At 39.7% G+C, this 24052-nt stretch carries 19 protein-coding genes; 8 read left to right on the top strand and 11 right to left on the bottom strand.

Annotated elements, in window-relative coordinates; all coding sequences use genetic code 11:
• Positions 1–29: 29 nt before the first annotated feature.
• The 3 genes from KIP84_RS13960 to KIP84_RS13950 all read right to left on the bottom strand — a co-directional run bounded on the left by KIP84_RS13960 (position 30) and on the right by KIP84_RS13950 (position 3957).
• Complete coding sequence (locus tag KIP84_RS13960; RefSeq protein WP_213688764.1) at positions 30–1376, bottom strand: OprD family outer membrane porin; 1347 nt, start codon at positions 1374–1376, stop codon at positions 30–32.
• A gap of 78 nt (positions 1377–1454) precedes the next feature.
• Positions 1455–2840, bottom strand: coding sequence for an MFS transporter (locus KIP84_RS13955; protein ID WP_213688763.1), 1386 nt, complete (start codon positions 2838–2840; stop codon positions 1455–1457).
• A 172-nt stretch (positions 2841–3012) separates the two neighbouring features.
• On the bottom strand, positions 3013–3957 hold the full coding sequence (locus tag KIP84_RS13950; RefSeq protein WP_000050879.1) for a dihydrodipicolinate synthase family protein: 945 nt from the start codon (positions 3955–3957) through the stop codon (positions 3013–3015).
• Between the two features lie 187 nt (positions 3958–4144).
• Between KIP84_RS13950 and KIP84_RS13945 the strand changes: the two genes are divergently transcribed.
• Positions 4145–5035 carry a LysR family transcriptional regulator gene (locus tag KIP84_RS13945; protein WP_213688762.1) on the top strand — a complete coding sequence of 297 codons (891 nt, stop codon included), beginning with the start codon at positions 4145–4147 and terminating at the stop codon, positions 5033–5035.
• Positions 5036–5048: 13 nt separating this feature from the next.
• On the opposite strand, the gene KIP84_RS13940 is transcribed toward KIP84_RS13945, so the two are convergent.
• Positions 5049–5324 (bottom strand): hypothetical protein, encoded by a 276-nt coding sequence (locus tag KIP84_RS13940; RefSeq protein WP_060465375.1) that lies wholly within the window; start codon positions 5322–5324, stop codon positions 5049–5051.
• 386 nt (positions 5325–5710) lie between these two features.
• Here KIP84_RS13940 and KIP84_RS13935 point away from each other — a divergent pair, with 386 nt between their 5' ends.
• The 7 genes from KIP84_RS13935 to KIP84_RS13905 all read left to right on the top strand — a co-directional run bounded on the left by KIP84_RS13935 (position 5711) and on the right by KIP84_RS13905 (position 14945).
• Entirely contained in the window at positions 5711–8347 is a 2637-nt protein-coding gene (locus KIP84_RS13935; RefSeq protein WP_213689848.1) for a type VI secretion system Vgr family protein, read from the top strand.
• Between the two features lie 2 nt (positions 8348–8349).
• Positions 8350–9252: a DUF4123 domain-containing protein gene (locus KIP84_RS13930; RefSeq protein ID WP_213688761.1), complete on the top strand. Its 903-nt coding sequence runs from the start codon at positions 8350–8352 to the stop codon at positions 9250–9252.
• 73 nt (positions 9253–9325) lie between these two features.
• Positions 9326–9793: a DUF3304 domain-containing protein gene (locus KIP84_RS13925; protein WP_228308298.1), complete on the top strand. Its 468-nt coding sequence runs from the start codon at positions 9326–9328 to the stop codon at positions 9791–9793.
• 24 nt (positions 9794–9817) lie between these two features.
• Positions 9818–10333: a hypothetical protein gene (locus tag KIP84_RS13920; RefSeq protein ID WP_213688760.1), complete on the top strand. Its 516-nt coding sequence runs from the start codon at positions 9818–9820 to the stop codon at positions 10331–10333.
• Positions 10334–10361: 28 nt separating this feature from the next.
• Positions 10362–11876, top strand: a complete 1515-nt coding sequence (locus KIP84_RS13915) for a DUF2235 domain-containing protein (RefSeq protein WP_174724139.1) — start codon at positions 10362–10364, stop codon at positions 11874–11876.
• Between the two features lie 298 nt (positions 11877–12174).
• Complete coding sequence (locus tag KIP84_RS13910; protein WP_014206013.1) at positions 12175–12882, top strand: YoaK family protein; 708 nt, start codon at positions 12175–12177, stop codon at positions 12880–12882.
• 149 nt (positions 12883–13031) lie between these two features.
• The gene (locus KIP84_RS13905) at positions 13032–14945 is read left to right on the top strand and encodes an alpha/beta fold hydrolase (protein ID WP_213688759.1); all 1914 of its coding nucleotides are present in this window, start codon (positions 13032–13034) and stop codon (positions 14943–14945) included.
• 55 nt (positions 14946–15000) lie between these two features.
• On the opposite strand, the gene KIP84_RS13900 is transcribed toward KIP84_RS13905, so the two are convergent.
• The 7 genes from KIP84_RS13900 to betI form a co-directional block, all read right to left on the bottom strand.
• On the bottom strand, positions 15001–16335 hold the full coding sequence (locus KIP84_RS13900; protein ID WP_213688758.1) for a basic amino acid/polyamine antiporter: 1335 nt from the start codon (positions 16333–16335) through the stop codon (positions 15001–15003).
• Positions 16336–16340: 5 nt separating this feature from the next.
• Complete coding sequence (locus KIP84_RS13895; RefSeq protein ID WP_005803054.1) at positions 16341–17219, bottom strand: homocysteine S-methyltransferase family protein; 879 nt, start codon at positions 17217–17219, stop codon at positions 16341–16343.
• A gap of 217 nt (positions 17220–17436) precedes the next feature.
• On the bottom strand, positions 17437–17907 hold the full coding sequence (locus KIP84_RS13890; RefSeq protein ID WP_213688757.1) for a hypothetical protein: 471 nt from the start codon (positions 17905–17907) through the stop codon (positions 17437–17439).
• 91 nt (positions 17908–17998) lie between these two features.
• Positions 17999–19639, bottom strand: coding sequence for a malate dehydrogenase (quinone) (mqo, locus tag KIP84_RS13885; RefSeq protein WP_068930621.1), 1641 nt, complete (start codon positions 19637–19639; stop codon positions 17999–18001).
• 510 nt (positions 19640–20149) lie between these two features.
• Positions 20150–21808: a choline dehydrogenase gene (gene betA, locus KIP84_RS13880; protein WP_086400188.1), complete on the bottom strand. Its 1659-nt coding sequence runs from the start codon at positions 21806–21808 to the stop codon at positions 20150–20152.
• Between the two features lie 95 nt (positions 21809–21903).
• The gene (betB, locus tag KIP84_RS13875; protein ID WP_213688756.1) at positions 21904–23376 is read right to left on the bottom strand and encodes a betaine-aldehyde dehydrogenase; all 1473 of its coding nucleotides are present in this window, start codon (positions 23374–23376) and stop codon (positions 21904–21906) included.
• Entirely contained in the window at positions 23369–23992 is a 624-nt protein-coding gene (gene betI, locus KIP84_RS13870) for a transcriptional regulator BetI (protein ID WP_005070763.1), read from the bottom strand. The genes betB and betI overlap by 8 nt, the downstream gene beginning before the upstream one ends.
• Positions 23993–24052 lie beyond the last annotated feature (60 nt).

Genomic DNA, 24052 nt, shown 5'->3' with positions numbered 1-24052 from the left:
TAAAGCTAAGCGTTGAGCTTAGCTTGAACTTAAAACGTATAACGGTAATTAATAAATACTCGGTGCTGGTCCCAATCTTTACGAGTCATACCATTTATTTTTTCACCTAGGTTTGCATTTTCAAACTTTGACTCATAATGCAAAAATGAATAACGCACTTCTAAGTTTTTCACCCACGGCAAGGCATAACTCACCGTAAAGTCAAAGTAACGCTCTTTACCCTCAATATCACTGCTAATGTTACTTTGGTGAGCGCCAAAGCCATAAATATACTTCGCCTCGGTTTTTAAACCTTTCACATAGTCTTTCCAGTTATATTTCAAGCGAAGGGCAACGGCGGTTTCATCGTTATTGGTAAAGTCAGGGCCAATGGTCGCCGAGGTCGGAAATGGGTTGGTGCCGTGGTCTTGCGTCAAAACCGAGTTGCGGGCAGAGTGCACTGCAAAGTTATCTTCAATCCAAAAACCGTCAAACTTTGAAACGGCAATGCCGCCTTCGAGATTATTCTTGGCTACATTTACATCGACAAAATAACCATTGCCACGGTTGTTAATGTCTTGGCCTTTGACACAGTCCAGCTCGGTTTCGGCACCGCATTTAAACAGCTTGCCATCATCACGCGAGAAAAAAGCACCTGTGTTGAATGTCCACACCAAGCCATGAAACGGCAACTTATATTGAGCAATTGCCCCGTACTTTTTTAAATAATCTTTGCTATTTAAATATTCGATATTCATGCTCCAGTTTTTGTACTGATACTTGGCACCCAGCAAACCGACATAATCAATGCGCTCGTCATTTTCAGTCACCAGTTTTTCAAATGAGTCCATGCTGCGCGGTTTCCAGCGGTCATAGTAAGCCATGTAAGTCTGTAGCTGATCATTCAGTTGAAACTGACCACTCGCACCCGAAAAAGTGTCGGGCACTGCGCGGTTATTGGTGCTTTTAAGCAACAGCGAGTCTTGCAATTGGCGACCTAATTTAATTTCACCTTTGTCACCCAGTTTTGCTTTGAGGTAGAGCTGACCTAAAGTTGCAAAGTTTTGATCGAGTTTGCCGTTATTTTCGACCTCTAAAAGCTGAGCGCTAGGCTTGCCAGAGTCAAATAACTTGGTAACTGCATAGAGTGAGCTATCTACCCCAAGCCAGTCCCACAAGTAAGGTGACTGATAATTTAACTCGAGCCCTAAGGCACTTTGTTCATATTCACTCGACGAAGGCGAAGGGTTGGCAAGCGTAGGGTGGGCAGTGCCTTCATCGTTCCAGTAACGGGTGTTGAGTTTTAATTCTAACTTGCCAAATTCTTGAGGAAGTTCTGCATACGCATTGCTCACGCTGCCTAAACCAAGACAGCCCCATAGCAAATATTTATTCATTTTAAATTCCTTTTTTAAGCATGAATAAGCCCTTTGCCTAACGCTGAGGTTAGGCAAGCTTTTTATGAAATGGATGAATTAAGGAGAGAGTTTTTCGAGCACTTGGCCTTTGGTTTCAATGGCAAACAAGAAGGTCACTAGACCACCAATAAGCGCCACAACGGCAAGCACACTAAACACATATTGAATGCCGTAACCACCAACCACGAGGCCGACCATAACTGGTCCAATTGCAGAGCCAGCACGTAGCCAAGCAGTACTAAAACCAATGCCCATTGCACGTAGGCGAGTTGGGTAAAGTTCAGCAGCGTAAAGGTATAAAGAGAATGAAATGGTCTGCAAAATGGCATAGCTAATCGTTGCGAAAATTACAACTTCCATTGCCGATTTTGCGCCTAAAACCGAGAGGCTCATGAGTGGAATAATCGCCAAGAAAAACGCTGCACTGTACCAAGGGCGGCGGCCGACTTTATCAATCATTAACGCACAGATAATAGAGGCAATCACACCCACGCCCGAAGTAATCCAGCCATAACCTAAACTGGTTTGCAGCGACAAGCCAAAGTGTTGTTTGTAGAGAGATGGCAGCCAAGTCACCATGGCATTGTTCACCATATAAACGCAAAACCACATGCCCCACAGGGTAAAAGTACGTTTGCGGTAAATGCCACGGAACAGCTCGCGCCAGTCGGTTTTTGCCATGCCTTGAGGGTTAATTTCTTTAACCACAGGTTCAGGCAAAGTTTTACCGCTTTTGATGGCACCGTCTTCAAAGCTTTTGACGACTTGATCGGCTTCTTTAAAGCGGCCTTTTGAAGCAAGCCAGCGTGGTGACTCAGGCAAGAAAAACCGTAAAGGAATGACCAGTAAAGATGGAATTAAGCCTACAATAAACATGACTTTCCAGCCGTAAATGGGCATCAAGAAAAATGCCGCCATGCCTGCAAACATAAGACCGAGTGGGAATAAAACTTCATAGAGCAAGAAAAACTTACCGCGCTTTTCTGCACCAATAAACTCATTAATATAGGCACTCGCAACAGGCACTTCGCCACCTGTTCCAACACCTTGTAAGAAACGGAAAATTAATAGCGACATTCCGCTCCACGCAAACAGACAAGAAATGTCCATGGCCACAAACAGTAAAATGGTAAAAGACAGCACTTTTAAACGACCGACTTTTTCGGCAAGAGAACCAAAAAAGATTGCACCGATCAGTTGCCCAACATAGCCCGCGGCAATGATCGCACCGACGTAGGCAGGCGTCAGGTGCCATTCGGTAATGAGTTGGGGTAAAGCAAAGGCAATTGCTAGAACAGTATAAGCGTCAAAAAAAGTCGCGATACCGATGGTAATTCGCATAAATTGCAATCGACCAGTGACGGGTAGCCGTTCGAGTCTTGCAATAATTTCCGCATTTTTTTGATGATGACTAATTTGTTCTACATCCGCTAGATTTGTCATCTTCTATCTCCTTATTACTACATTCCTCGTAGTTTTTTTGTTCTATTTCGCACTACCTGTTCACCACAGTTTGCATGCTTTTTATTATTATTTTTAAGAGACATGCCCGATGTTTGGCCTCAGGCAGCGTACAGGAAAAAAAGGCTAGCGTATATGCTAGCCCGAATAGAATTTAAGCAACGGCTTGGGTTAAATCGACCTTGCCAATTCCGGCTTGACGCATCGCATCATGAATTTCTTGCTCAGCACCATCTGCTAGTGGAAGCAGTGGTGAACGCACAGTGGCATGGTCCAAAATTCCGCGAGCAACCAATGCATGTTTAAGCGCAACTGTGCCTTCCATGTGTGAACCACGGTGATAAACATTGCGAGTCACTGGTAATAGTTGATCGTGAATAGCACGAGCTTTGGCGTAATCTTTGGCTTTACCTGCCTTAATCATTTCAATTAACAGTTCAGGGGCTATATTGCCATAGCCAACCAATGCGCCGTCTACATCAAACATAGTGTGAAGCAAATATTCATCGTGGCACGTCAACACCTGTAAGTCTGGGCGTTCACGGCGAATAATCGGAATTTCAACATCCCAGCGGCGCATATTACGCACACCATTTTTCATGGCAAATACACCTGGCTGCGCAGAAATATCGAGTAGAGTTTCTAGGTCGTAAGTGGCCTTCGTGGCATCTGGATATTGGAATAAAATAGATGGCAAACCACTTTCTTCATAAATCGCTTTATAGCGGTCTTGTGGTGCGCCTTTTTGATAGCCAAAACGCAACCAGCCATGTGAAGGGTAAATCAAACCTGCCGAAGCACCAGCGCTGACTGCGCGTTTTGCTTCTTCTGCTGCAACCGAAGTACCTTCGAGTGTAATCCCTGCGATTACCGGAATTTTATCATCTACCGATTTAACAAAGCTTTCGATGACCTGCATTTGTTCTTTTTGCGACAAGAATGTTCCTTCACCTGCATGCCCAAGAACAACCAAGCCTTTCACACCATCAATACTGCCTAACCATGAACCTAAACGTTGAATTGCATTATGGTCTACTTGTCCGTCACGGGTAAAAGGAGTCACAGGTGCTGGGGTTAATCCACGTAAATCTAAACTCATAATCGTACTTCCTATACAGTGTAATTAAATATTCTCTGGTTCTTAATCTGACTTAAATCGTGTTGTAGAGAACATGATTGGAGTATAGAAATAGGTGAGCTATGTAGGAATTACCAATTCTTGAATTTCAGTTATACTGAAAATGTATGGCTCAAAATGCTGCCTATTTACGATTTAGGACGAATCGATGAATTATGAATTATGGAAAATATTTTTAGACGCGGTGGAACTCGGTAGCTTAAGCAAAGTCGCGATGCTGCATAACACCAACCAACCGCAAATTAGTCGGCAAATGAACGAGCTTGAGGCGCAATGTGGTGGTCGTTTATTTAACCGAACTGGCCGCGGCGTAGAACTCACCGATTTAGGCCAGCATTTACTTCCTAAAATTCGTTCATGGCTAAACGTGACCGACCAACTGAATAATGAAATTTTGCACTCGACCGATACCCCGATCGGGACGGTTCGTATTGCCAGTTTGCCGTCTACTGCACATCCGTTGTTATCGACTCTGTATAAAGTGCTTCAAGAGAAATATCCCTTAATTAAACTGTCGGTGCGTGAGGGGCAAGGGGTGCATTTAGAAAAATGGCTTGAAGATGGCAGCGTCGATTTAGCTATTCTCTATCGGTTTAACCCAACGCCTAAACATGGCGATGTTTATCTTAGCCAAGCCGATACTTACTTGGTCGGCTGCGAAGGTGATGCGCTTACTCAGGCAAAAGAAGTCGAATTTAAAGAAGTAAGTGAGTTACCGTTAGTCACGTTTTGCAGGCCAAGTAACTGGCGCAATTTTTTAGACCACATGGCCTATGAAAATGGGGTAGAACTAAATATTGTGTTTGAAGCTGACTCGATTAGTTTGCAAACCCATTTGGTTTCCGAGTCTCGCATGTATACCATGCTGGGGCCACAAGCGTTAAAGAAGGCTAGCCAATACACCTCAATTCAAGCTGCAAAAATTATTAACCCCGCACTCAAGCGTTATATTTCTTTGTCTATTTCTAAGCACGGCTATTTAACGCCTGCGTGTAAGACAGTGATGGAAGAAATTAGGAATTTGGCTGATTTGCTTTAATCAACCCATAACTTTATGACTGGCACTGTTGCATAGTACGCCTCATGGATTTTATAAAATCACGCGGTATCTCAGGGCTTTGTAAACTCAAACTTCCAAGTTTATGCATGAGCTTAGGAGAGTATTGGCGTTCTAAACGATGATAAATGCATGTACAGCTTGCACGGCTATGGCCAGCTGCGATGCATTTTGAGTAAAAATCACGGTGTGCATTACTTTTATAGCCAGCAGAGGCAATCGATACAAATAATAATCCACCTAGAAAAACTGAAAAATTATAAAGTGACATATATCTACTCTTGATTGTTGTTTTTCATTATCCATATCTTGGCATAACTTTTTCAGGTTCAAAACCAGTTGATATCAACCAGAGGCTTCATCATAGTTAGAACGGTTTTAGAGGTCAAATTGATTTGACATTAAAATGTCTAACTGAATACGTCATGTAGGTTTTAGAAATACATAAATATTATTAAGTAAAAATAATATATCTTACACATCATAATTATAAATAAGACAAGAAAATTATTTTAAAATAACTTTTAAATACAAAAATATTATTCTATTTATTTTGTTGATTATATTTAAGTTTATTAAAAATCTATAAGCTTCTTTGTTTGAGTGTGTTGGATCTATTTGTTAAAATAAAATGGATCATTTGTGGTTAAAATAACAGTGTTAAATAATATCTTTGATTTCTTAGACAAAATTGGTTTTGCTTCACAAAAACGGGCACTGCATATTTATCTTGCCAATCCTGAAATAAATAATCAGGTTTTTTTACAACGTGTTGATGGTTTTCATTCCATAAATGAAGGGCTTTCTGCTGAACTTATTTGTTTATCAACAAATCCTTATATTCCTTTAAAGAAGTTTATAGGTTGTCAGGTTGCAGTAGAACAAGTAACAGATTCGGGCACATTATTTAGAACGACAGGAATTATTACAGGGGCGAGTCAAGGGCAAAGCGATGGCGCTCTTTGTCTATATAAACTGACTATGCAAGATGCGACCAGTTTATGGCACAAACGACGTAATAGTCGGGTGTTTATGAACAAAAGTGCGGTAGAAATAATTGAGATTATTTTTAAAGAATGGCAAAACAAAAGCCCCTTATTTGCCGCTAGTTTACAAATAGATAGCAGTGGCTTAACGAAGAATTATGATGTTCGCCCTTTTTCTATGCAGTCAAATGAAAGTGATTATGCATATTTAACCCGTCTTATGCGGGAAGAAGGTATCAACTGGTTAATTGATGAATCAGAGGCTATGGTTTTGAGCAATAGCCAGACGATTGAGCCTCAAAAATTACGTCTTATTGATCATAATCACGAGTATAAAATCTTAGAGCGCCGAGCTATTCGCTATCATAGAAGCAATGCAACTGAACAAAATGACAGTATTACCAGTTTTATTGCACAAAGACAGTTGCAACCCACGGCAATCCATCTTCAACGTTGGCAAGCAGATAATTTAAATCAAGAAGATGCAAGTGGCAGTGTTTTAAGTGCACATCAACATAGTTCACAGCGTGATAATGAAAGTTTAAGTCTTGAACAGGCATGGACAATGTCACCTGCTTGGATTGCGGATCTAAATGGAGAAGATCAGGCAACTACTTCAAGCAATAGTCAGATTGAAAAACTAAATAAACAATTAAATCAATATCAAGCTTTACAGGCAAAATATTTTATTGCTCAAAGTAGTGTACGAGATGCTCAAGTTGGCTATTGGTTTCAGTTAAATGAACACCCTGAACTTGAAAGAAATCATGAAATTTCTGATAAAGAATTTTTGATTTTAAGTAAGCGGTTTTATAACCAGAATAATCTGCCTAAAGATATACGTGATCAAGTTGAGCAACTATTAAGTTTGAGCCATTGGCAAGTCAGTCATGATCGAGCGCAAGAAAGACAAGCCAATGAACTCATGGTTGTACGCCGCTATATTGATATTGTTCCAGAGTTTGAGCCATTAATACATCGCCCCTCGGCCCATGTGCAACGAGCCAAAGTAGTGGGTTTAGATGGAGAAGAAATTCATGTAGATGAATGGGGCCGTATCAAGGTTCGTTTTTTATTTACCCGTACCGATGATCATCAACATGATGGAGGTGCAGGAAGTAATGACAATGATACAGATTCTGCTTGGGTGGATGTATTAACGCCATGGGCAGGGGAAGGATACGGTGCTCGCTTTTTGCCACGAGTGGGTGAAATCGTTGTAATAGACTTTTTTGATGGAAATATTGATCGTCCATTTGTTACAGGCCGAATTCATGAAGGGCAACGGTCACCCACAAAATTTGATATTAAAGGTCAGCTACCCGATACCAAAAAGTTAAGTGGTATTCGCTCTAAAGAGGTAGGTGGGTCTGGATTTAACCAACTTCGTTTTGATGATACGACTGGGCAAATTAGTACTCAACTCCACAGTAGTCATGGGGCGAGTCAGTTAAATCTAGGTAACTTAAGTCATCCTAAAGACAGCGCTACAAGCGAAGGTCGGGGAGAAGGCTTTGAACTTAGAACTGATCAATGGGGAGCTGTACGCGCAGGTGACGGTTTACTGATTTCAACATATAAACAAAAAAATGCAGCTCATGATGCGCTTAATCTAGAGCAGACAATTGCTGATTTAAAAACACATAAAGAATGGAATACAGTTCTAGAAGATAATGTAAAAGAACATAAAGTCATGGCATTAGATGCTTTAGCGACATTGACAAAAAGTATTGAGGCTTTAGAGGCAGCAGGTAAAGAGACAGAAGTACAAACGTTAAAAGAAGCGATTATTATTCTAACGAGTCCAGCAGATATTACCTTAAACTCATCTAAAAATATTCTTCTTCAAAGTCAGTCAAATACTCATATTTCAGCTAAAGAAAATATTAATTTGATGAGTGATCAAAATACGGTTTTAGCAAGTCAAAAGAAACTAAGTCTTTTTTCTTATGAAGACCTTATGCAAATTATTAGTGCCAAAGGAAAGTTAGAAATACAAACTCATGAAAAATCAATTGAAATGATTGCGAATGAGGTTGTTAAAATTTTGTCTGTTAAATCCAATATTGAACTCACTTCGCCAGAAGAAATTACTTTAACTGCTAACGCGTCTCAAATCAAAATCAATGGAAGCGGTGTATTTATTACCACTACTGGAAAATTTGAGGTTAAAGCAGGACAGCATGTATTTTTGAGTGGTGCAAAAGCTGACTTACCAAAACTAACGTGGTCATTTAAAGAGAAAACTGCGAGTTGTATGAAGAACGCGAGTGAATCACATGAAGCCTTCATTGGTTTTGAGGGATAGTCATGGAAATTTTTACTCAATCGCCAGATTTTTTGGAAAATATATTTGCACCTACAGAAGAGATTGATGAAAGCTTTTATTATTTTTTAATCGATAGTAGTTCTTTTTCAGGTGTGGATAGCTTTTGTAAGGATTTTTCATTTGATGGCGGGCAGAAAATAAACCTCTACTCAGATTTTTCTGAAAATCTACAAGAAAATGGAGCACTACTTTATTCTTTTACTCACGAAGAATGTATTAAAAATATTGAGCTAATTAAAAACATTAGAGACCAAGGTGGGCTAAATTTCTTCAATTCTTATTTTGAAATTGAACAAATTAAAGAACATCTTGATGAACTTATGGAAATTAAGCAACCTAATGGAAAAAGTGCTTTATTTCGATTTCAAGACAATTTTGCTTTTCATGCAACGGTAAGTGTAGTAAATGAATTGAAATGGAGAAAAATATTATCATTTAAAATTAACTATTGGATTTGGCAAAATATTGATAATACTTTTCATCGTTTAAATAATTTTCCAACCAATCGCTCTATTCTTACTACATTAAGTTTTTCAGAAGATGAGTTTAAAGACATCAATATTAATCTTAAGCCAATGCGATTAATGCCTCTATTAAAAGAATATGATGAAAATTTAAAAGAGTTACCTTTTTATCAGCTCTATGAAATAGCAATAAACTTGCTTAAAGAGGCTAAAAAACAACAGTTGATCAGTTTTGAAGATGAAATTTTATTTAGTACTTTATATCACAAATTTGGAACATTCCTTCTTGCAGAAGGGCCTTTTAAAAAAGCTTTAAATAAAACTCAAATGACAGCAATGAGTTTTCAAAAAACGACTGATGAAATTGATTTAGAAGAGCTAGACGATTGGTATAAGAGATATCAGGAAGTTCAAGTCTAAATATATTTATTACAGAGATAATACATTGATAAACCCTCTAAAAATATTATGTTGTGCAGCAATATTACCGTTCATGGTTGCCTGTCAGGCTGAAACGATCGATTTAACATTTATGGTTTATAACTATAGTACGGAGGGGCTTGGCGAAATTCAGGTCAACGGTCAGGGAAGTACGATTGCTGATGGAGCAGAACGATTAGGCAGTGTAGGAGGTTCAGGAACAGCTTGTTGTGTTCATTTAGTGGCAAACAGTGATACTGCCGATGTAAGCTTTTATACGGATATGGGTGAAGGCTACAAGCTGTACCATATTAAAGTTCCCGTAGAAAACCTGAAAGACACCCCACGTTCATATGCAGTTTTACATTATTTCCCAAATAATACAGGGGTAATAGAAGTAACGATGCGTTGGCCAAGTTTTAGAAAGGATTTATTTGATAAAGCACTAGGCGAAAAGGCTAAGAAAATTACTCTAAGTTCTCCAACGATGTGGAGTGCGATTCCTGAAAATGAAGCAGCCCGCATAGAGTATCCAGATTAAATACGATGAAATTGGAATGAAATAATGAAGAATATTTTTAAAGTAATGCTGTGCGCAGCAATATTACCGCTCATGGTTGCCTGTCAAGCCGAAACGGTCGACTTAACTTTCTTAGTCTATAACTACAGTACGGAAGGGCTTGGAGAAATTCAGGTCAATGGTAAGGGAAGTACTATTGCTGATGCGGCTGAACATTTAGGTAGTATTGGGGAAGCAGGAACCGCTTGCTGTGTTCATTTACTAGCAAACAGTGATACAGCCGATGTAAGTTTTTATACAGATCGGGGTGATGGTTATAAGCAATACCATATTAAGGTTCCCGTAGAAAATCTCAAAGATACTCCTCGTTCATATGCGGTTTTACATTATTTTCCAAATAATACGGGGGTAATAGAGGTTTCAATGCGTAGACCAAGTTTTAGAAAAGATTTATTTGATAAGGCTCTTGGAAATAAAGCAAAAAATATTCAGTTAGATTCTCCAACAATGTGGAGAACGATTCCTGAAAATCAAGCAGCCCGTATTCAATTTCCTGATTAAAAAATTTTAAAATATCAAGACAACGACTATGACTCAAGCAATACAAAATGAAACTCGTTCTGTTAGAGATATGCTTATAGCAGCCAAAGTTTTAGCAAAAGATGGTAAGGCTACAGAAAGCCCCTGTAAAACTTGTCGCGTACCAGTTTGGGTTAGTTTCTTTTTCGATGGTACAGGAAATAATAAAGCTGCTGATGCAGCGACTTTAAACCAAAGCAATGTGGTGGGCCTTTTTGAGGCACACAAACAAGATTCTAAAAATGGTATAGAAAAATTTTATTATGAAGGTTTAGGTACACAGTTTGAGTTTGATAAATACTCAGTAGTGGACACAGGCAAAATCACTGCTGCTGCACGAGGGTTACAGGGTAAAAAAATTGATATTACCGATGCTGAGTGGCGCAAACAAGGTTACATTGAAAGTGGTAAAGGTGCACAAGGAGCTTTGGGTTTAGGTGTTGCATTAGGTATAAAACAACGCTTACAGAAAGCTATTTTTGAGTTAGTCGATTACTTGGATAAAATTTATACGCAGAAAGGAATTACCGAAATCAATATTTCTGCTTTTGGGTTCTCACGTGGTGCAACAGAAGCTCGTATTTTTATGAATTGGTTACAGCATGCACCGAATGTGACTACCCAAGGCACAGGCAGTGGTAAAAAATTGTTTTATCGGGGTAAACCTTTAAAAGCAAAGTTTTTAGGTATTTTTGACACAGTAGAGTCAATTGGTAATGCTGGGCAAAATAAAAATCCTGAGTTATATAGAACACGTATTGAAGACTATATAGAGCATAGTATGCACTTGGTCGCGTCTCTTGAAATGCGGCAGTCTTTTCCTTTAACTCCCACAGGTAAACCTACGGCAAATACTGTAAAAGGGCTTATTCATGACCAAAAGGTTTACCCAGGTGTACATTCTAATGTCGGGGGAGGTTATATGCCTATGGAACAGGCACGTATTTTAGGTTTGTCTCGTATTACTTTACATGCTATGTATAACCGTGCCTGTGCTTATGGATTAAAATTTTTTACCCTGAATGAATTAAGTGCTTCCAAGCAACGTAAAATAGTTTTTACAAGATTTTATGTTTTTGATTCCAAATGGCAACAAGATTTAAATAATTTTATGGGATATGTCAAAAAAGGAACCTCTTTTGAACAGCAAATGCAGAGCCAAATAGCGTTATATCATCAATGGATACGCGAAGGTGGATATGCTCGTTTTATTCATCGTAAAACGAGAGAGCGAATCGGCCGAAAAGAAAAGATTACTGCTATAACAAAACTCAATGATGGCTTGTTTGAAAATATTCGTCAGGCCCTAAATGTCTATGTACCAGAAGGTGCAAGACCATATGATGTGATAAAAGGCAGAGATCGCAAAAGTACTTTACCAAAAGAAGTGATTTACTATTTTGAAAACTATGTTTGTGATTCAGTCGGTGGCTTTATTGCTGAAGCCAGTGACTTCCAAGCAATTCTCAATGATGGTAAAGCACCTAATTATTTTATCCCTAGAGGAATCGTTCGACCTACTTAATTCAATAAAGCAATTTGTATTATTCCTAAACAAGAGATATCGCAAACGCAGTTTATTGATGCTTATGAACAAGCTCAACAGACAGATAGCTTTTTAAATGCATCTTAGAGATGCATTTAAATACCTTAGCTTTAAAAATAAAAAAGCTAATTACATTGTATCTTGTGTAAATACAATCTGTCTTAAAATGAATAGCTAGGTTTTTACATAAAGATCTGTTGTTAAAAAGACGGAAGTTTATATTAAATTTCTGACAAAAAATTTCTAATTAAAAAACCAGTATTTGATAGGAAGTGTAATGACAGATACCCCAATTAAAAAAGACACAGAAAGTACCTGGGCAATATGTCGAGATCCTGTTTTACTCACTATGGTGGGTGGGGCAATTGATACTATTGGTTTTATTGCATTGTTTGGTTTTTTCACCGCGCATGTGACGGGAAACTTAGTGTTGGCAGGGGCAGCATGGGTTAAAGGTGGCTCGGGGTTATGGATAAAGCTCGCAGCAATTCCACTATTTATTTTGACTGTTGTCATTACCAAACTATTAATTGACCGCAGTCAGGTCAAGCACAAAACGCTGTCTTATTTATTTTTATTTGAAGCTATTTTTCTATGTGCCTTTATGGTGGCAGGGCTTTACTTCGAGCCATTTAAAGATCCGGATGCACTAACAGTTGCGGTAACGGGTGGGCTAGGTTTAATTGCTTTGGCTATTCGTAATACTTCAAGCAAAACCCTTATTAAAAATATTAGCCCAAGCACTATGATGACAGGCAACACTACCCAGCTTGGGATTGATATTGCCAACTTACTTAAAAACAATAATGCAGCCAATCGGGCAAGTTTTCTAAAAAGCGCCAGTATTGTAATTGGTTTTGTGATTGGTGCTTTCTTGGGAGCGATCCTCTATGTCTATTTTGATTTCTGGAGTGTAGCGCCGTTTATCTTACCAATTTTGTATTTCTCTTATTTAGCTTCACAGCAAAAGTTCAACCAAGCTTGATTTGAAAAAATAACAAAAAAGCCTGAATTAAAATGAGTTCAGGCTTTTTTTCGTAATAAAGGAAGACGGAAGCGGAGTCGAAATTGTTCGTTCACTGCTTTACAGGCATAATGACCAGATGGGGAATACATTCGATTAAGGAAGGCAGAATGACAAAGTCTTACCATTATTCAATCATAACAATAATGGCTTTGCTCAGTGGCTGTCAGGTCATTCATTTAAAAGAAAGTAATTTAAGCAATGCTTTAAAAAGTAAGAATGAAAGTATTCTGACCGACGGCACCTTAAGTCATCAAACCCAAAACTTACTGTATTTGGTCAAAGAAGATGAAAAAACTTGCCTACAAAATTTTGATGATTGTTTAAATAAGGTTCAGAGCCTGTCCGAAAATAGCAGCCGAGAAGAACGCTATGCTGCGCTGAGTGAAATTTACTTGGCAAAAGCTTTAGATGTCGGACGTAGTAGCCAGTGTAATGTCATTAATAAAAGTAACAGTTGCGTTGAGCAAGAGTTAGCGCTGTTCGATAAAAGCTTACGCTATAGTTATGTCTATTTATTTGACTCTGAAGAGTCGCCTTTCGATCGGGTGTTTGACCATCGCCAAAATCAGGTACGTATTTTTTATAACGTCGCCTTGTCAAAGCTCATGACCACGTATTTTAATCATTTAAATACGCATCGCTTTCCACCATTGCTGAAAGCAGATGGGCATGAGTACCACGTCAATTTTGACCACGCGTTAGATGTACAAAAAATTGAAGTCGATACTTTTCGCTCCAGCTATAACATGAACTTTTCTGGTTTTAATACCGTTAACCGTAAGGATGGTTTGGGGGCAGAGTTTATTGTTGGACGTAAAGAAAATGATGTGAATCACGGCTTCATTTTAGATCCCGATAATTTTTATGCTCACCAAGCCAACCCTAATATTCATTTACCACGCTTCTTTCCAGCTACTGCTATTGCATACCCAAAACAAAAAGCCACAGCCGATCAGGTCATTGCTGGGGCAGAGTTAGAAATTTCAATGTTCGATCCATATCGACAAGATCGTGTAAAAATTGAAGGTGTGGACTATCCACTGACTGCAAACTATTCGGCACCTTATGGGCTGTGGCTATCGAAATATAATTTAGGCGCAGCAGGTTATTGGTCTTTAATTAATAAAGAAGCTAATTTAATCATGCCGCATTTATATATGCTGGAACCTTTTAACCCGAATAAGAAAATTATTGTGTTTGTTCATGGTTTAGCAAGTAGCCCAGAGGCGTGGGTGAGCCTAACCAATGACATTATGGGCGATGTCGAATTAAGGAAAAACTATCAAGTTTGGCAAGTGTTTTATTCAACCAATATGCCGATTTTTGAAAGTCGTTTTCAGATTTATTCATTGTTGAATCAGGCTTTTCAAAACATTGCCAAAGACAGTTATGCTGCACGCGATGCAGTATTAGTTGGGCATAGTATGGGCGGCGTGATTAGCCGTTTACTGGTGAGCAATGCCGATGTTTCAGAGCAAGCCCTGCAAAAAATGAATGAAGCACAGCTAAACCGTTTAAAAGAAAATCCGGTAATTCAAGAGCGTTTTCAGTTCAAAGCTTTGCCATATTTTAATCGAGTTGTTTTTGTTTCGGCACCGCATCATGGTACTGACTACGCTGACCGATGGTTTACCCAAATTGCCCGCCGTATCATTCGTTTGCCAGCTGATTTTTTTATTGCAGTTGAAATGAGAGATGAGAAAAATACAAAACTCAGAAAAGGCTTAATTGAAAATGGGGCAAGTAATTTAAGTCGCTCTTCTAACTTCATGCAGTTGACTCAAGCTATTCAACCATCGCCACAAGTGGTCTATCACTCGATTATGGGTAATATTAATGGGACAACAGATAAGTTAAAAAGCAGTGATGGAATTGTGCCGTATCAAAGTTCGCATTTAGGTGGGGAGCAGTCGGAGTTGATCATTAAAGGTGGCCATTCGATTCAAACTAGCCCTGAGGCAATTTTAGAATTACGCCGTATTTTACGATTGCATTTAAAGCAGTCACAGTCTTCAAAGTAGAGAGTTTTATTCTTAGAAAACCACTGCTGAACTGAGTCAACAGTGGTTGAAATAATTAATTTAGCTGATTTTGTTTGAGCGATTTTTTATGCTCAAAGTAGCTGATTGAAAAAATAATCAAGCCGACCAAATACAACACACCAGACAAGAGTAGTAAGTCTAGTCCTGCGGCATAGAGCAACCAAAGCGCATAGATTGAAGCGACACTTGCAATCGCAATATGAGGCGTGCGTTTATGACGAATGGATTCTTTAAGGTAAAAAGCCGACACCAGAAAATAAGGCAGCAAAATCATGACCGATGAAATCAATAAAAGCTGAGTGTAGTTTTTATTGAAAAAATACACGGCAATGAGTGAGCCTTGCACCACAAGCGTCGTCAGCCAAAGTGATGAGATTGGTACATTATTTTGATTATTCTTTAAAAATAATTTCGGGAAAGCACCATTTTTTGCAGCCAGAAATGGAATTTCAGTGGCAAATAAAGTCCAACTTAAATAAGACGATGCAACTGAAATAATCAGCCCGATGGTAATAATGATGGTACCCGGCAAGCCGATCAGTTGCTGTAAAATAGTCGCCATTGATGGGTTGTGCATGCCAGCAAGCGCTTCACGACTCGCTACACCATAAGCCAATACGGTCACCATGATGTAAAAACTTAACGCCAGTAATACACCTAAAATAGTTGCTTTACCAATATCATTACGCTTTTTTGCACGCGATGATAAAACTACAGCACCTTCAATACCGGTAAATACCCAAAGGGTAATCAGCATCAGGTCTTTCACTTGCTGCCAAAGTGGAACTTGCAAAGAAAAGTCATTTAAGTTGAGTTTGAACAAATCAAACTTAAAGGCAATGAAGGTAAAGAAGATGAAAACTACCATTGGAATGATTTTGGCAATGGTCGCCAGTAAATTCACAATCGCAGCTTCTTTAATGCCTCGACTCACTAACCAGTGCACCATCCACACAAAAATGCTTGAGCCAATCAGTGAATAGAGCGTATTACCTTCACCAAAAATAATATGGTCTTTGCTGTCGGTAAACATGCCGACGCCTGAAAAGGCAATCACCACATAACCAACAATACCAATGGTAGTACATAACCAATAGCCCCACGCTGAGCAAAACCCGATCAGGTCCCCAAAGCCTTCTCGCGCATAGTTATAAATACCGCCGTCAAGGTCTGGTCGTTGACGCGTTAAATGCAACAATGAGAGGGCCAAGAAAATAATACCGACCCCAGTAATGAGCCATGCGACTAGAAGGGCAGAACCATTGGCAACTTGAGCCATATTTTGGGGGAGGCTAAAGACGCCTGACCCCACCATAGAACTAAAGACCAGCGCTGTAAGAGACAATAATCCGATTTTGGCAGCAGACATGGTATTTATTCTTTAAAAAATTGTGAAAGTTCAGCAATGTGTTCTGGTCCGATACCACAACAACCACCCACTAAACTTGCACCTGCTTGTTGCCATTGCTTGGCAAAACCTAGATAAGCTGGAGCATCTAAGTCTTTACGAATTTCATCCAGACCATCGTTGGCAGTAGCGCTTTCATCTTGCGGTGGGAAAGCGTTGGCATAAGCACCAATCTGCACTGACTCTGGAATGAGTCCTTTAATTTCATTAATTGCTTGCAAGATCACTTCAGGTTGGCAGCAGTTAAACAACACTGCTTTGGCATTGGATTGTTTGATGAACTCAGCCACTTGCTGCATATTTTCGCCTGAACGAAGTAGGGCTTGTTCTTGTTTAATCTCATCTTGCAGCGTAAATGACACCCAATAGTCCTTACCATCTTGTGGTAATAGCGCATGTACCGTTTCAACTTCTTTTAAGCACGATTGGGTTTCAGCGAGCCAGAAATCTACTTCTGGTGCCAATGTGTTAATGATCGGCTCAGCAAGGCTTTTAGCTTGTTCAGGTTGGAACAGGTCGGCACGATAAGAACCAAATAATGGTGGTAAGCAGCCTGCGATTTTGACATTTTTGCCGCTTTCTTTAACCGCATTTTTTGCTTGTTCAATCGCAACTTTAATTAAACGTACACCGTCGGTTTCAAAGCGTTCTTGACCAATATGAAATGGCACAACAGCATAGTTATTGGTGGTAATCACTTCTGAACCAGCATTGATAAAATCAAGATGTACTTCTTTTACTGTTTCTGGTGCTTCAATGAGCGCGAGAGCAGACCACTCTGGTTGACGAAACGGAGCGCCACGACGGGCCAATTCACGGCCTAAACCGCCATCTAAAATCTTCATAAATTACAACATAAAGGGAGAAAAAATATTTGAGTTAATCTAGCGTGTAGATGGATTGTGTTCAATCGCGAATATGCTCGATATATTTCTAAATAAATTAGATTGTTATGAATATTTTTTCTTAAGAGGATTTCTGTAGACGATGTTCAGTTTTACTGATGAACTTCACGTGAAAAAGATGAGGTATTTATTTGAACACATTGAATAAAAAATGATCTTATAACGCGCCAAATTGCTGCCAACTTTCGCCAGTGTGCTGCGTTTTATAATACGCTTTAAGTTGTTCAAGTTGCATAAAATGTATGCCTGACCAAATCAATAAACTAATGAATAATAAAACCTTAGATAAGCTGCGAACTTTTTCTAGGCGAGCAAAAGCTAACAGTACAAAAAATAAGGCAGGTAAAAATATAATGAATTGAACAGGGGAGAAAAATAAATGAGCATTACTGAAATATAACGCCGCTGCACTGATGAGCAGATTTAAAACAGAACATAGCTTTTGATATTTACCGAGCTTAAATGCATAAGCGGTGATGGCAAGTAGTACGGCTGAGCTGATGTAAATTGCTGTACCACCAATCATCCATATATAAAAACCGCTTAGCAAAAGATAAGCCAGCAGCAAAAAAAGCACGAGCTTAAAACCAAATGACAAAAGGCGAGGTGATGATTTTAAAGGCGTCATAGTGAATCTAAATATCTCAGCTGAGGTCTTAAAAAACAAAAGGACGAATCGAAATTCATCCTTTTGGAATTTTATTTATACATCGTCAAACTTAGTTTGCTTTTGCAACTGGGGCAGCAGCAGTTTCATCGTTTGCAGCTTTGAACGGAGATGTATAGTTCAAGCCAAGTGTAGAACTTGTGTACTGACGAACTTTGTCGAGTAACACAGGATCTTTGCTTAAGTCTTGTTTATAAGACACTACAATTTCATGAAGCTTCTGGTTCCACTTACCTTCAGTTTGCTGAGGGAAAGCTTTTTCAAGCAAGTTAAGCATGATGTATGGAGAAGTCGAAGCACCCGGAGACGCACCTAACAATGCAGTTACAGCACCATCTTTAGACGCAAAGATTTCTGTACCGAATTGAAGCGTTGCAGGTTTACCTGGTTCTTTTTTGATGATCTGAACACGTTGACCACCTTGGCTTAAACGCCAGTCTTCAGCTTTCGCATCTGGGTAGTATTTACGAAGTTCATTGAGACGGTCTTCATCTGACATCATGACTTGGCTAACCAAGTATTTAACAAGATCAAGGTTTTCCAAGCCAACAGTGGTCATTGGTAAAACGTTGTTTTTGTTGGTTGATGCAAGTAAATCAAGCTGAGAACCATTTTTCAGGAACTTGTTTGAATACGTTGCAAATGGGCCAAACAATACATATTTTTTACCGTCGATATAACGTGTATCAATATGTGGTACAGACATTGGAGGCGCACCAAGTTCAGCACGGCCATATACTTTCGCTGTGTGTTCAGCAGTAATTTTTGGGTTGTCTGTAATTAAGAACTCACCACCAACAGGGAAGCCAGCATATTGTTTAGCTTCTGGTAAACCAGTAAGTTGCAATAATTTAACTGCTGCACCACCTGCACCGATAAATACAAAACGTGTTTTAACGTGATCTACTTTACCAGTTTTCAAATTTTTGAAAGACACAGTCCAAGTTTTGTCATCATTTTGGCTGATGCCAGTCACTTCAGTTGATGTCTGTAATTTGAAATTCGGGTTTTGATTTAAATGACCCACTAATTGTTTAGTGATTGAACCATAGTTTACGTCAGAGCCAACATCCATACGGGTCGCGGCAACTTTTTGACTTGGATCACGGTCATTCATGACTAAAGGTGCCCATTGTTTAATAACAGCAGGGTCTTCAGTAAATTTCATACCTTTGAACAACGGGCTTTGAATCATGGCAGCATAACGTTTTTCTAAGAACTGAACGTTATCGCCCCAAACAAAAGCAATATGCGGAACTGGATTAATAAATGATTTCGGTTCAGCTAAAACGCCTTGTTTTACCTGATATGACCAGAACTGTTTAGCAACTTCAAATTGAGAAGCAACTTTTTCAGCTTTGGCAATTTCCATCTTACCGTTTTTCTCTTCGGTATAGTTCATTTCCATAAAGCCAGAGTGGCCTGTTCCGGCATTGTTAAAGCCGTTTGAACTTTCTTGAGCAACTTGGTCAAGACGCTCAAACATACGAATTTGCCAGTTTGGTTCAAGCTCAGTTAAATAAGTACCAAGAGTAGCACTCATGATGCCGCCGCCAACAAGAACAGCATCAACTACTGGCTCATCTTTTGCAGTTTCAACTTGTTTTGACGTTGTTGGTCTAAACAAGAATGCAATACCTGCAATTAAAATAAGAATGATTAATACCAGAAGGTATTTCAAAAACTTTTTCATGTAAGGGGGACCTTAAAATAAGTTATTTGAGTCACTTAAGGTGTGAGGAAACCTAGACAGCGTATCCAGACAAAAAGGATATAAATGCGAAAGTAAACTCTCTAAAACAGAGAGTCTTGAAAAAAATAAAAATTACTTGGGATTATCGCAAACACTCTATATTTTAGACTAATTTTGCATTGACAAGACAATTTTTATAATAAATGGGGTTCATCAAAATCATAAATATGATTTATATTTAACCAAATTGAGCTTTGATAAGATAATTTAAGTTTATTATTATTGTATAAATATTTGAAATTTAAATAATAATTTAGATTTGATTAAAGTTAAATCAATTGAAGAATATTTGCCTATAAAAATCGATTAATTTTTATTTCATACTCTATTTATGTAAATAAGCTCTTCGCAGGCGCTTATTTTCTGTCATACATAGTTCTTATTAATATTGGTTCTATAAAGATTAAATTAAGGGCATATCTCTGCATAAGAAATATGCCCTTTCAGATTTTATGATGCTACATAGAACGGTGCAGTTGAACGTGGTAACGCTTCACGTCCACGAATTTGGTCTGCAATTTTCTCGGCAATCATGATGGTGGTTGCATTTAAGTTACCGGTAATAATTAGCGGCATAATTGAGGCATCAACTACACGCAAACCCTTCATACCGTGTACACGACCTTGACCATCTACAACAGCCATTTCATCTTCACCCATCTTACAGCTACAAGACGGATGATAAGCTGTTTCTGCATGGTTTCGAACAAAGTCGTCAAGCTCTGCATCGGTTTGCAAATGTTTGCCCGGACTAATTTCTTCACCACGATATGGATCAAGTGCGGGTTGCTGCATGATTTCACGAGTGATTCGGATTGCATCACGGAACTCACGCCAGTCTTGTTCGGTCGACATGTAGTTAAACAAGATACTTGGATGCTCAAACGGATCTTTTGATTTAAGTTTGATTCGACCACGTGAAGGCGAACGCATTGAACCGACGTGAGCTTGGAAACCATGTTCTTTCACTGCATTACTACCGTTGTAGTTAATGGCAACTGGCAAGAAATGGTATTGGATGTTTGGCCACGTAAACTCATCCGAACTACGGATAAATCCGCCTGCTTCAAACTGGTTACTTGCACCAATGCCTGTACCGTTAAATAACCACTCGGCACCAATTGCAGGTTGGTTATACCATTTCAAGGCGGGGTATAAAGAAACAGGTTGCTTACATTTATACTGTAAGTACATTTCTAAATGGTCTTGTAGGTTTTCACCTACACCCGGCAAATCATGAACCACATCAATGTCCATTGATTTTAAGAAGGTACTTTGACCCACACCTGAGCGCTGTAAAATTTGTGGTGACGCAATTGCACCAGCGCAAAGTAATACTTCGCGTTTAACCAAGGCACGTTGTAAGTTGTTTTGGTCAGCACCAATAATGTATTCAACACCAATCGCTTGCTTTTGATTAAACAAGATTTTATTGGTTGTAGCATGGGTCAAGATAGTGAGGTTTGGACGACCTTTTGCCATATCTAAATAACCGCGTGCAGTGCTTGAGCGACGACCTTTAGGGGTTACCGTACGGTCCATTGGACCAAAGCCTTCTTGTTGGTAACCGTTTAAGTCATCAGTACGCGGGTAACCTGCCTGTACACCAGCTTCAACCATGGCATGGAACAGTACATTGTTGCCATTTTTAGGTGTAGCAACGGATACTGGACCGCTATCACCATGGTAGTCGTTGCCACCAATATCACGGGTTTCGGCTTTTTTGTAGTAAGGCAAACAATCTGCATAAGACCAGTTTTCAAGGCCTTTATGAGTTGACCATTGCTCTAAATCCATTGCGTTACCGCGGATATAGCACATGCCATTAATTAAAGATGAGCCACCTAAACCTTTACCACGACCGCATTCCATACGACGGTTATTCATGTGTGGCTCAGGGTCGGTTAAGTAGGCCCAGTTATAGCGGCGGCCTTGAAGAGGGTAGGCCAAAGCTGCCGGCATTTGTGTACGGAAATCCAAGCGATAATCTGGTCCACCCGCTTCTAAGAGTAAAACGGTGGTATCTTTGTCTTCAGTAAGACGCGCAGCGAGTACATTTCCGGCAGATCCTGCGCCAATAATAATGTAATCATATTCTTTAATATTCATAACTATCCTTTTTTTACTAACAGTTTGCCTGAGCAATCTATAAAGACTGCTCGGCATATGTGATTTAGGTTGAAGTGTTTAAAGCGATGGAGACATTAAAAAATGCTTTGATAATCGCCAAGTTCAACTTGAATAGATTTGATACGAGTATAGTGCCCAAGCGTAGTTAAGCCATTTTCGCGGCCCACACCAGATTGTTTGTAGCCACCGACTGGCATCTCGGCAGGTGATTCACCCCAAGTGTTAATCCAGCAAATACCAGCTTCAATTTGGTGAATAATGCGATGAGCACGGCTGATGTCTTGGGTAACGACGCCAGCAGCTAAACCAAAGGTGGTGTCGTTGGCACGACGGATGACTTCTTCTTCGGTTTCATAGCTTAAGATGCTCATGACAGGTCCAAAAATCTCTTCTTGAACAATCGCCATCTGGTCGGTGCAGTCGCTAAATACTGTCGGTAGTACATAAGCGCCTTTGGCAAGTTCGCCCTCAGTTGCGCGGCCACCGCCAATTAACACTTTAGCGCCTTGTTGTTTGCCTGACTCAATGAAGGACAACACTTTTTCCATATGAGGGAAGCTAGTGAGCGGTCCGAAGTTTGTATCTTCAGCCATTGGATCGCCAATGCGAATACGTTTTACACGTTCTACAACCGCTTTTTCAAAGTCGGCTAAAAGTGATTTTGGAACAAATACGCGTGTACCGTTGGTACATACCTGACCTGAGCTAAAGAAGTTTGCCATAACGGCAATATCTGCGGCACGGTTCAGGTCAGCATCTTCACAAATAATCAGTGGAGATTTACCACCGAGTTCCATAGTCACTTCTTTAAGCGTAGAGCCCGCAGCACTTGCCATGACTTTTTTGCCAGTTTCCACACCACCAGTGAATGAGATTTTTTCAATCACGGGATGTTCAGTCAGCCATTGTCCAATTTCACGACCCGCACCTTGCACCACGTTAAATACGCCGTCTGGTACGCCAGCTTCTGTATAGATTTCTGCAAGTTTAAATGCAGTGAGTGGAGTGGTTTCACTTGGCTTGAAAATCATGGCATTACCCGCAGCAAGGGCAGGGGCAGATTTCCATAGAGCAATTTGAATTGGATAGTTCCAAGCCCCAATACCAGCAACTACACCTAATGGTTCACGGCGTGTATAAAAGAAACTTGATTCGCGAAGTGGAACTTGTTCACCTTGAATGGCTGTTGCAAGTCCTGCGTAGTATTCGAGTACATCTGCGCCAGTCACAATATCGACTGTAGATGTTTCGCTAAAAGCTTTACCTGTGTCGAGTGTTTCAAGACGGGCAAGCTCATCATTACGTTCACGAAGAATGTCGACAGCACGACGTAAAATACGTGAACGTTCCATGGCAGTCATGGCAGCCCAGATTTTTTGTCCTTGTTGGGCACTTTGTACAGCAGCTTCAATATCTTGTTCAGAAGCTTGTTGAAGAGTCGCGATTGTCTCGCCGTTGGCAGAGTTAATACTATTAAATGTTTTACCACTGGTTGCTTTAACGTAGCGTCCATGGATATACAATTGATGAACTTGTACATCACTCATTTTGTCTCTCCTGCAAAGGCTTGTTCGCAAATTGCAATTGCGTTTGTACATAATCGTAAGCAATGGAACGAGCAAGGTTGCTGTCAAATTCGTTATGACGGCTTAAACTGCCTCGTAACCATAATCCATCAATCAATGCTGCCAAACCTCTAGCGGCAACACTGGCCTGTTGTTCATCCATTAACTTAAGAAAATAAAACTTTAAGTTGGAGTACAGGCGTTGATCATTAATCTTTTGCAAGCGGCTTAAGTCTGGTACATGCATACTTGCTGACCAAAAGTCCAACCAGACCCGCATTGCTTTTTCATTGACCTGACTAATGTCAAAGTTAGAGTCGATAATGGCCTTAATTTGGCTCTCTGGATGCGAATCTGCTTCTGCTCTGTACTGTTCGGTTTTACGACGCAGAACATTTAACATTTCTTGCATACAGGTATTTATCAACCCTTGTTTGTCACCAAAATAATGGCTGACAATGCCGGTCGACAGCTCGGCTTTTTTTGCAATTTGTGCAATGGTGGTATTGGATAACCCCACTTCATAAATTACGTCGAGTGCAGCGTTCATGATTTCTTCACGTCGCACATGTTCTGGTTTTACTCTGCGTTTTGTCATGGTTGTCCACATCAGCACTTTTAGTGGTGCTTAAAATTCAACATGTTAACTTGCAGAGCA

The sequence above is a fragment of the Acinetobacter sp. BHS4 genome, from assembly GCF_018454425.1.
GTDB classification, from domain to species: domain Bacteria; phylum Pseudomonadota; class Gammaproteobacteria; order Pseudomonadales; family Moraxellaceae; genus Acinetobacter; species Acinetobacter pittii.
The sequence above is the reverse complement of the archived record's forward strand: the minus strand, read 5'-3'. Positions and strand labels throughout refer to the sequence as shown.

Bases quoted from the DNA above. Each gene is read 5' to 3' on its own strand.
- KIP84_RS13960 (WP_213688764.1), bottom strand. From the start codon at position 1,376: ATGAATAAATATTTGCTATGGGGCTGTCTTGGTTTAGGCAGCGTGAGC.
- KIP84_RS13955 (WP_213688763.1), bottom strand. From the start codon at position 2,840: ATGACAAATCTAGCGGATGTAGAACAAATTAGTCATCATCAAAAAAAT.
- KIP84_RS13950 (WP_000050879.1), bottom strand. From the start codon at position 3,957: ATGAGTTTAGATTTACGTGGATTAACCCCAGCACCTGTGACTCCTTTT.
- KIP84_RS13945 (WP_213688762.1), top strand. From the start codon at position 4,145: ATGAATTATGAATTATGGAAAATATTTTTAGACGCGGTGGAACTCGGT.
- KIP84_RS13940 (WP_060465375.1), bottom strand. From the start codon at position 5,324: ATGTCACTTTATAATTTTTCAGTTTTTCTAGGTGGATTATTATTTGTA.
- KIP84_RS13930 (WP_213688761.1), top strand. From the start codon at position 8,350: ATGGAAATTTTTACTCAATCGCCAGATTTTTTGGAAAATATATTTGCA.
- KIP84_RS13925 (WP_228308298.1), top strand. From the start codon at position 9,326: ATGGTTGCCTGTCAGGCTGAAACGATCGATTTAACATTTATGGTTTAT.
- KIP84_RS13920 (WP_213688760.1), top strand. From the start codon at position 9,818: ATGAAGAATATTTTTAAAGTAATGCTGTGCGCAGCAATATTACCGCTC.
- KIP84_RS13915 (WP_174724139.1), top strand. From the start codon at position 10,362: ATGACTCAAGCAATACAAAATGAAACTCGTTCTGTTAGAGATATGCTT.
- KIP84_RS13910 (WP_014206013.1), top strand. From the start codon at position 12,175: ATGACAGATACCCCAATTAAAAAAGACACAGAAAGTACCTGGGCAATA.
- KIP84_RS13905 (WP_213688759.1), top strand. From the start codon at position 13,032: ATGACAAAGTCTTACCATTATTCAATCATAACAATAATGGCTTTGCTC.
- KIP84_RS13900 (WP_213688758.1), bottom strand. From the start codon at position 16,335: ATGTCTGCTGCCAAAATCGGATTATTGTCTCTTACAGCGCTGGTCTTT.
- KIP84_RS13895 (WP_005803054.1), bottom strand. From the start codon at position 17,219: ATGAAGATTTTAGATGGCGGTTTAGGCCGTGAATTGGCCCGTCGTGGC.
- KIP84_RS13890 (WP_213688757.1), bottom strand. From the start codon at position 17,907: ATGACGCCTTTAAAATCATCACCTCGCCTTTTGTCATTTGGTTTTAAG.
- mqo (WP_068930621.1), bottom strand. From the start codon at position 19,639: ATGAAAAAGTTTTTGAAATACCTTCTGGTATTAATCATTCTTATTTTA.
- betA (WP_086400188.1), bottom strand. From the start codon at position 21,808: ATGAATATTAAAGAATATGATTACATTATTATTGGCGCAGGATCTGCC.
- betB (WP_213688756.1), bottom strand. From the start codon at position 23,376: ATGAGTGATGTACAAGTTCATCAATTGTATATCCATGGACGCTACGTT.
- betI (WP_005070763.1), bottom strand. From the start codon at position 23,992: ATGACAAAACGCAGAGTAAAACCAGAACATGTGCGACGTGAAGAAATC.